Below are 7,430 nucleotides of genomic sequence, written 5' to 3'. Positions count from 1 at the left end.
GCGGTACACCCCGGCGTGGCTGTCGCGCACAGGGTGCGCTCCCACAGACAAGCCAAGCGCCAGGCGCGCATCCAGTGCGCCATCTGTGACCCAAAGCCGATGCGCAGCGAGGCCCCGCGTTAAGTCCTCAGCGATTCGGGCGCGTTGCGCAGCGCAATGCAGTACCCGCTGTGTAGCCTCGGAGGTTGTCCCACAACGACGCACCTCAAGCGTTCGGGCTTATCCCAACACAATGCTGCGGGCGTTATCAGGCCATTCTCTTTGGGTTACTTTTCTCTTGGGCCAGCAAGAGAAAAGTGACTCGAGCGGCGGCAGCCGTTCGAAACGCCCGCCGCGCAGGCGGCACCCTGGCGGTAACGCGACAACTGAGCCATGCCGCTACTGCTTCCGGCCTGCACCGGAATGACGAGCAAAGGGGCGGCCTCCAGAGGAACGACGAGCAAATAAGCACGCCGCCCACTCGCGCGAACATCGCACCGCGAACCACACCCCCTCTGTCCACACCCCATGTGGATCACCACCCCACAACCCTGTGGATAGAACACCCAACCTCTCGCCACCACGCAAGTTTCAGCAACCTGCGCAAACATTCACCAACCACACGCAGTGTTTTCCACAGCCGTTGGGGAAAGCCTGGTAGCAACCCTGTGGACAACTCGCCACGCGCGTTGCGTGGCGCGCACTTGCATGACATTGCGCAAACTTTGCTCAGCAGTTCTGCAGTTGCGCGTGCAGTTCCTGTTCGCGTTGTTCAAGCGGTGGCTGGTCGCTCTTGAACGCGCGGCGGAGTTTGGTGGCGTTCTCGTCGAAGGCATCGCGCAGGGCGTGGCAAGTCTCTGCGCGCGTGAGTTCGCGGCATTGGTCCTGCACCCATACGTAGTGATTGGCGATCAGGCCGGGGGTGACGCGTCCGCGATTGAGTTCGGGGGCGGAGGCGCCGGCGGCGTTGGGTCCGCCGTAGACCTGCGATAGCGGCAGCGACCCCGCGCCGAGGATGCCGTAGGGCACCTGATAGGGCTGCGGATCGCCGTTATCGCTGAGGTAGGGCTTGCCATCGGTGGCGCGCACGCAGCCGTACATGAGGGGCAGCGCGGCCATGGGCTGCGGTGGCGCGGGCGGCGGCACGGGCTCGAAGGTTGGTGTGTCCGGCGTTGCGGGCGGCGGTGGCGAGATGGGCTGGGAATCGTCCAGCTGCAGTACCTGCTGGCGCTGGTTGGCGCTGCAGGGTTTGTCCTGGAAGGTGAGCTTGCCGCTCGCATCCGTGCATTGATACGCCGTGCCCGCCATGGCCGGCAGGCCAAGCAGCAGGAGTGAAGCGAGGATGCACAGGCGGATCATGCAAAACTCCTGAGGCGTGGTCGCTCAGAATTCGGCGACGTGTTCCTCGGCGGCAAAGCCGAGCGTCACGGCGCCTTCGCCGACGTTGACCATGCCGGTGATGCTCATCGGCGCTTCCATCAGTTCCACGCCGCATTCCTCGCAGGCGGTGCGCAGCGCCGCGTAGCCAGGCAGCTTGCCCAGTTCCGACAGATCGCCGCCGTAGCTCACGCACACCGCGGGTACCAACAGGCCGGCATGGATGCGCTTGGCGGTGTAGTTGAACAAGGTTTCCGCGCCATGCTCGAACCCGCGTACCTTGCCGACCGGGCTGGTCTCGCCGCGGTAGCCACGCAGCAACGGCTTGATGTCCAGCGCCGAACCGAGCATGGCGCTGACCAGGCCCACGCTGCGGTCGCCTTTCTTCTTGGCGCGCGCGCGCAGGTAGTACAGGTCGCGCGGCAGCATGTAGCCGTACGAATTATTGGCGATGTAGGTGAGGCGTTCGCGGATCGCCGCAGGTACTTCGCCGGCATCGATCAACCGCGTGGCTTCGACGATGGCCGGGCCCGATCCGGCGAACAATGTGCGGGTATCGATCACGCGCATCAGGAACGGGCCGGTGAGGCCGTTTTTCTCGCGCACCTCGCGGTAATGCTTCAGTACCGCAAAGCTGGCCTTGATCACGTGATCATTGATGGCGCTGCGCGTGGCCGTGATGGTGAGGCAGAACACGCAGTCCCGCTCCAGCACCAGCTTGTCGAGGAAGAGCTTTTGCACATCTTCGACGGAGCAGGGAATGGTCTCCGCCGAGTGGCTGCGACTGCCCAGCTTGCGATCCAGGAAGCGATGCAGCTCCACCTGGTTGCGGTTGTCCATGAAGATTTCATCGTCGATGCGGATGGTGATGGGCATCACCGCGATGTTGTGCTTCTGCAGAAATGCCTGCGGCAGATCGCAGGCGGCATCGATCGCTATACCCATCCGCATGATGTGACTCCCCTATGACAAGCGCGGCCAACATAGCACGCACCTGTGCACGTGCCGACCCTGACCGTTGGGACAGGGCCGGGCATTGCGGTATGCCTGATCGACTGCGACGCGCAAGGTCAACGCAGCTGGCGGTAGGTTGCGGGGTCGAAGGCATCGACCTGCACCACCGCGTCACGGGCCTCGTCGGCCTCGCTGAGCGCGTCGAACTCTGCCTGCGTGATGATGCCGGCGGCCAGCGCGTGTTGGCCGAGCTCGTCGCCGGCGGCGCGGTCCAGCGTGCCGGCGCGGATCGCATCGCGCAGTTTGGTCTCCACCGGCAGGGCCCGCACGGCCTTGTCCAGCGCCGCCTCCAGCTGGCCCAGTCCAGGTTCATCAGGGCCCGGCACATGAATGTCGCCGGTGAGGTGGATGCGCGCTTCGCGGTCTTCCAGGATGGCCCGCGCCGCGCGCTGGCCCAGGCGATCTGAGGGCGGCTGGAAGCGCGCGCCCAGTGGGAACACCAGCAGTCGGGCGACGCTGGCTGCGAGCTCCGAGGGCAGGTTGTCCAGCACGCCGCGCAGCGCCTCCTGCGTGCGATAGAGCGCCAGGGCCACGCCCCATCGCGCCAGGTCGTAGTGAGAGGCGAGCTTGGGTCCGTCGTGGTAGCGCTTGAGCGTGGCGGCGGCGAGGTATTGCCAGGCCAGCGCATCGGCGAGGCGTCCGGAAATCTTCTCGCGACGCTTGAGCGTGCCACCCAATGTGGCCATGCAGGTATCAGAGACCAACGCAAAGGCCGAGGCGAAACGCGTGAGGTGCTGGTACTGGCGAGCGAGTTCGCTGTCCGGCGCGCTGGCCAGGCGAGATCCACTCAAGCCCAGCAACAGGGCCCGCACGCCGCGGGTAAACACAAAGTTGATGTAGCCGAAGGCGCTGTGGTCGACTGCCTTGAGGTCCTTGGCGGCAATCGCATCGATCAGCTTCTGCACCCACGGATGGCAACGAATCGCGCCCTGGCCATAGATGATCATCGAGCGGGTGAGGATGTTGGCGCCTTCCACGGTGATGCCGATCGGCACGGACATCCACATGTGCGAGAGCGCATTGCGCGGACCGCGCTGGATCGCAGCGCCCGCACGGATGTCCATCGCGTCGCTCACCACCACGCGCATGGCGTCGGTGAGATAGGCCTTGGCGATGGAACCAAGCACCGCCGGTTTCTCGCCGGCATCGAGCGCGCCGCAGGTGAGCGTGCGTGTGGCCGTCATCAGATAGGTGAGGCCGGCGATGCGCGCCAACGGTTCTTCGATGCCTTCGAAGCGACCGATCGGCGTGTCGAACTGCTCGCGTACGGTGGCATAGGCGCCGCAGATGCGCGTCGCCATTTGTGCCGCACCTACGGCAAGCGCAGGCAGCGAAATGGAACGGCCCGCCGCCAGGCTCTCCATCAACATGCGCCAGCCATGGCCGGCCTGCTCGACCCCGCCGATGATGGCGTCGAGCGGAACGAACACGTCATGGCCGACGATCGGACCATTCGCGAACGGCACGCCCATGGGATCGTGATGCTGCCCGATCACCACGCCCGGCAAGTCGCGGGAGATCAATGCACAGGTGATGCCGCGATCCACCGCGCCGCCCAGCAGGCCGTCGGGATCCTTCAGGCGGAACGCCAGGCCGATCAGCGTGGCGACGGGCGCCAGCGTGATGTATCGCTTGTTCCAGTTCAGTCGCAGCCCGATGACCTCCTCGCCGTTCCACTGTCCCCGCTCGACCACGCCTTCGGACTGCGTGGCCGCGGCATCGGAACCGGCCTCCGGTCCGGTGAGCGCAAAGCAGGGTACCTCGCGGCCGTCGGCGAGGCGGGGCAGGTAGTGGCGCTTCTGGTCTTCGGTGCCGTAGTGCAGCAGCAGTTCGCCCGGGCCCAGCGAGTTGGGCACCATCACCGTCACGGCCGCCGCGACCGAGCGCGTGGCAATACGCGTGACCACGCGCGAATGGCCGATTTCGGACATGCCCAGGCCGCCGTAGGTCTCCGGCAGCACCATGCCGAAGAAGCGCTCGCGCTTGATGAAGTCCCACACCTCGGGCGGCAGGTCGCGTTGCTGCTCGATCTGCCAGTCATCGAGCATGGCGCACAGCTGGGTAACCGGCCCGTCCATGAAGGCCTGTTCGCGTTCGCTCAGCGGCTTGCATTCAAAACGCAGCAGAGAGTCCCAATCGGGCATGCCGGAGAAGATCTGCGCATCCCACCACACCGTGCCTGCTTCCAGCGCGATGCGTTCGGTCTCGCCCAGGCGCGGCATCACCTTGCCGAGCATCGGCAGCAGGCGGCGTGCAAACAAGGCGCGGCGCAGCGGCGCGAAACCAGTTACCAATGCAACCAAGGCCGCTGCAAATAGCAGTCCATATAAAAGGAGTGGCGATTGCACGCCGCGTACGATCCCGGTGAGGAACAACACGGCCAGCGCCAGCACCCAGGCCAGCCATCCACGCCCGACGAAGGCAAAGCCGAGGAAGACGGCGAGGGCGACGATCCAACCAATCAGCAGCATGGTGTTCTCCTTGGCATGCCGCCCATCGTGGGCGGGGCCAGTTCAAGGAAATGACAACAAACCGCCCAGGGATGGGCCGTCACCCGCTAAGATGCACGCACTGATCTGGCATCTTGCCGGCGTGGCGTCGCCGGTAACGCGCAACGGAACCCACGTTGCGCCGACCTCWAGGGGTCTCAATGAAAGACAAGCAGGAGATCGTCTCCAACTGGCTGCCGCGCTATACCGGCACGCCTCTGGAGGAGTTTGGCCAGCACATACTGCTGACCAATTTTGGCCACTACGTTGACCTCTTCGCCGAGTGGCATGGCGTAGAAGTACGCGGGCGCGACCGGCCCATGCCCAATGCCACCGCCGACGGCATCACCCTGATCAACTTCGGCATGGGCAGCCCCAACGCAGCCACCGTGATGGATCTGCTCAGCGCCGTCCATCCCAAGGCTGCGCTGTTTCTGGGCAAGTGCGGTGGCCTCAAGAAGAAGAACGCCATTGGCGACCTGGTCCTGCCGATCGCGGCGATCCGCGGCGAAGGCACGTCCAACGACTATCTGTTGCCGGAGGTGCCGGCCTTGCCGGCGTTCCAGTTGCAGCGCGGTGTCTCCACCATGATCCGCGACCTTGGCTACGACTACTGGACCGGCACGGTGTACACCACCAACCGCCGCGTCTGGGAGCACGACGACGCGTTCAAGGATTACCTGCGTCGCACCCGCTGCATGGCCATCGACATGGAGACCGCCACCATCTTCGCGGCAGGCTTCGCCAACAAGATCCCCTGCGGAGCACTCCTCCTGGTCTCCGACCAGCCCATGATCCCCGAGGGCGTTAAGACGGAATTAAGCGACCGCAGCGTGACCACGCAATTTGTTGAACGCCACATACGCATCGGTATAGAAGCCTTGAAACTGGTGCGTCGCAAGGGACGCAGCGTCAAACACCTGCGCTTCGAAGCCGATACCGGCACGGAGTGAACCCCTGCCAAATCAGAGGTCTGGCGAGGCCCATGGCGGCTTGCCAGCCTTTTTTCACCCTGGCTTCACCCCATTGCAACGATGTTCCTCGCAGCGCAGCAAGCATTTGCGGGGCGTTTAGCGGCGCGGATTTGATGTCGAAATCGTAGAAAATTGCGATAGTTGTCACGGCACTTTGTTTTCTTGCCGTATAGATTTTATTGACTATCTGTAAGTAAAGCGTGATAAATGCCGAGCGCTGTAGACCAAACTTTGTAGGTCTACGCCTGAATTGTTTGGGTGAATCGGGCGCGGGTTTGAGGCGGGGAAAGTCTGTCAAACCCAGTCAATATAAATAACGGGAGGGTGTTCTCATGAAGTTCGGGGAAAATAAACTGTGCACGTCGGTGCGTCTGGCTCTGTCGCTGGGCATGCTCGCAGCAAGCGCCTACGGCACTACCGCTTTCGCGCAGGACGCGCAGTCCACTACGCCGGCACCGGCCGCTGACCAGGCCAAGAGCAAGACTCTCGAAACGGTCACCGTGACCGGTTCGCTGATTCGCCGCGTAGACGTCGAGACGGCCAGTCCCGTCGTAACCATCGATCGCGCTCAGATCCAGGCCACCGGCAAGCAGACGCTTGGCGACCTGGTCCAGCAGCTGCCGGCCATGACCGGCGGCAACGTCAACCCGCAGACCAACAACGGTGGCGGTACCGGCGGTTCGTCCATCAACCTTCGCGGTCTGGGTTCGCGCCGTACGTTGATCCTGATCGACGGTCAGCGCCTGCTGAGCAAGGATCCGAACGCCATCCCGGCCGATGCCATCGAGCGCATCGAAGTGCTGCCGACCGGTGCGTCGGCCACCTACGGTTCGGATGCGATCGGCGGCGTGGTGAACTTCATCACGCGCAAGAACTACCAGGGTGCCACCTTCACCGCGAACGTCGGCCAGTCCGATCGTACCGACGGTGACCAGAGCGGCTACACCTTCACGTTCGGCCAGACGTCCGATAAGGGCAGCATCATGGCCGGCATCAGCTACAACAAGCAGGACGGCGTCCTGTCGGCCAACCGCGACTTCTCGAAGAACGCGCTCAGCCTGTCCGGCACCCAGGTCGCCGTCGGTGGTTCGTCCTCGACCCCGGTCGGCCGCATCCAGCTTGGCGATTCGCAGGCCGCAGCACTGGGCCTGGGCTGCAACCGCGTGTCGTTGAACGCCGGTGGCAACCCGACCGTCCTCAGCTCGGCCAACTATCACTGCTACGGCAACGCCGACAAGTACAACTACGCGGCCGTCAACCTGATCATGACCCCGCAGGAGCGCACTGGCGGCTTCATCAATGCGGAGTACCACCTGGCCGATCACGTGACGGCCTATGTTGACGCGGTCTACAACAAGACCTCGGCCAACTTCCAGCTGGCTCCGGCCGTGTACGGCTCGACCTCGACCGCCGCGACGGTTAATCCGGGCAACGGTTTCAACGTGTTCAACTCGCCCGTTCTGGTCAACGGCGTCCCGACGGGCGGCGGCTTCGGCACCGCTGCCGGCAACGCTTTCACCCAGCGTCTGACCTCGGCTGGTCTGCGTGAGGCCTTCACCGGCCGTACCGACGCTCAGATCAATACGGGCTTGAAGGG

5 protein-coding genes are annotated in these 7,430 nt (G+C 64.1%); 2 read left to right on the top strand and 3 right to left on the bottom strand.

The genetic code is table 11. The features are described from left to right. Positions 1-708 precede the first annotated feature (708 nt). From AC1DMG_RS17945 to AC1DMG_RS17935, 3 genes are all read right to left on the bottom strand, one after another. A complete protein-coding gene (locus tag AC1DMG_RS17945; RefSeq protein WP_441604753.1) occupies positions 709-1,338 on the bottom strand; it encodes a DUF4124 domain-containing protein in 630 nt (209 codons plus the stop codon). A 24-nt stretch (positions 1,339-1,362) separates the two neighbouring features. Next, the gene (locus AC1DMG_RS17940) at positions 1,363-2,307 is read right to left on the bottom strand and encodes a DegV family protein (protein ID WP_441604752.1); all 945 of its coding nucleotides are present in this window, start codon (positions 2,305-2,307) and stop codon (positions 1,363-1,365) included. A gap of 119 nt (positions 2,308-2,426) precedes the next feature. Beyond that, a complete protein-coding gene (locus AC1DMG_RS17935; RefSeq protein WP_441604751.1) occupies positions 2,427-4,841 on the bottom strand; it encodes an acyl-CoA dehydrogenase in 2,415 nt (804 codons plus the stop codon). A gap of 179 nt (positions 4,842-5,020) precedes the next feature. Here AC1DMG_RS17935 and AC1DMG_RS17930 point away from each other — a divergent pair, with 179 nt between their 5' ends. Both AC1DMG_RS17930 and AC1DMG_RS17925 read left to right on the top strand, forming a co-directional pair. Then, entirely contained in the window at positions 5,021-5,812 is a 792-nt protein-coding gene (locus AC1DMG_RS17930; RefSeq protein WP_441604750.1) for an AMP nucleosidase, read from the top strand. 353 nt (positions 5,813-6,165) lie between these two features. Continuing rightward, on the top strand, positions 6,166-7,430 hold a 1,265-nt coding region (locus AC1DMG_RS17925; RefSeq protein ID WP_477180853.1), incomplete at its 3' end, for a TonB-dependent receptor plug domain-containing protein.

The sequence above is a fragment of the Dyella sp. 01N36 genome (assembly GCF_056399745.1).
Note: the sequence above shows the minus strand (reverse complement) of the source record. Positions and strands in the feature narration are given on the sequence as shown.

What these genes read in the sequence shown, in the direction of transcription:
- AC1DMG_RS17945 (WP_441604753.1), bottom strand. Translation starts at nt 1,338, where the DNA reads ATGATCCGCCTGTGCATCCTCGCTTCACTCCTGCTGCTTGGCCTGCCG.
- AC1DMG_RS17940 (WP_441604752.1), bottom strand. Translation starts at nt 2,307, where the DNA reads ATGCGGATGGGTATAGCGATCGATGCCGCCTGCGATCTGCCGCAGGCA.
- AC1DMG_RS17935 (WP_441604751.1), bottom strand. Translation starts at nt 4,841, where the DNA reads ATGCTGCTGATTGGTTGGATCGTCGCCCTCGCCGTCTTCCTCGGCTTT.
- AC1DMG_RS17930 (WP_441604750.1), top strand. Translation starts at nt 5,021, where the DNA reads ATGAAAGACAAGCAGGAGATCGTCTCCAACTGGCTGCCGCGCTATACC.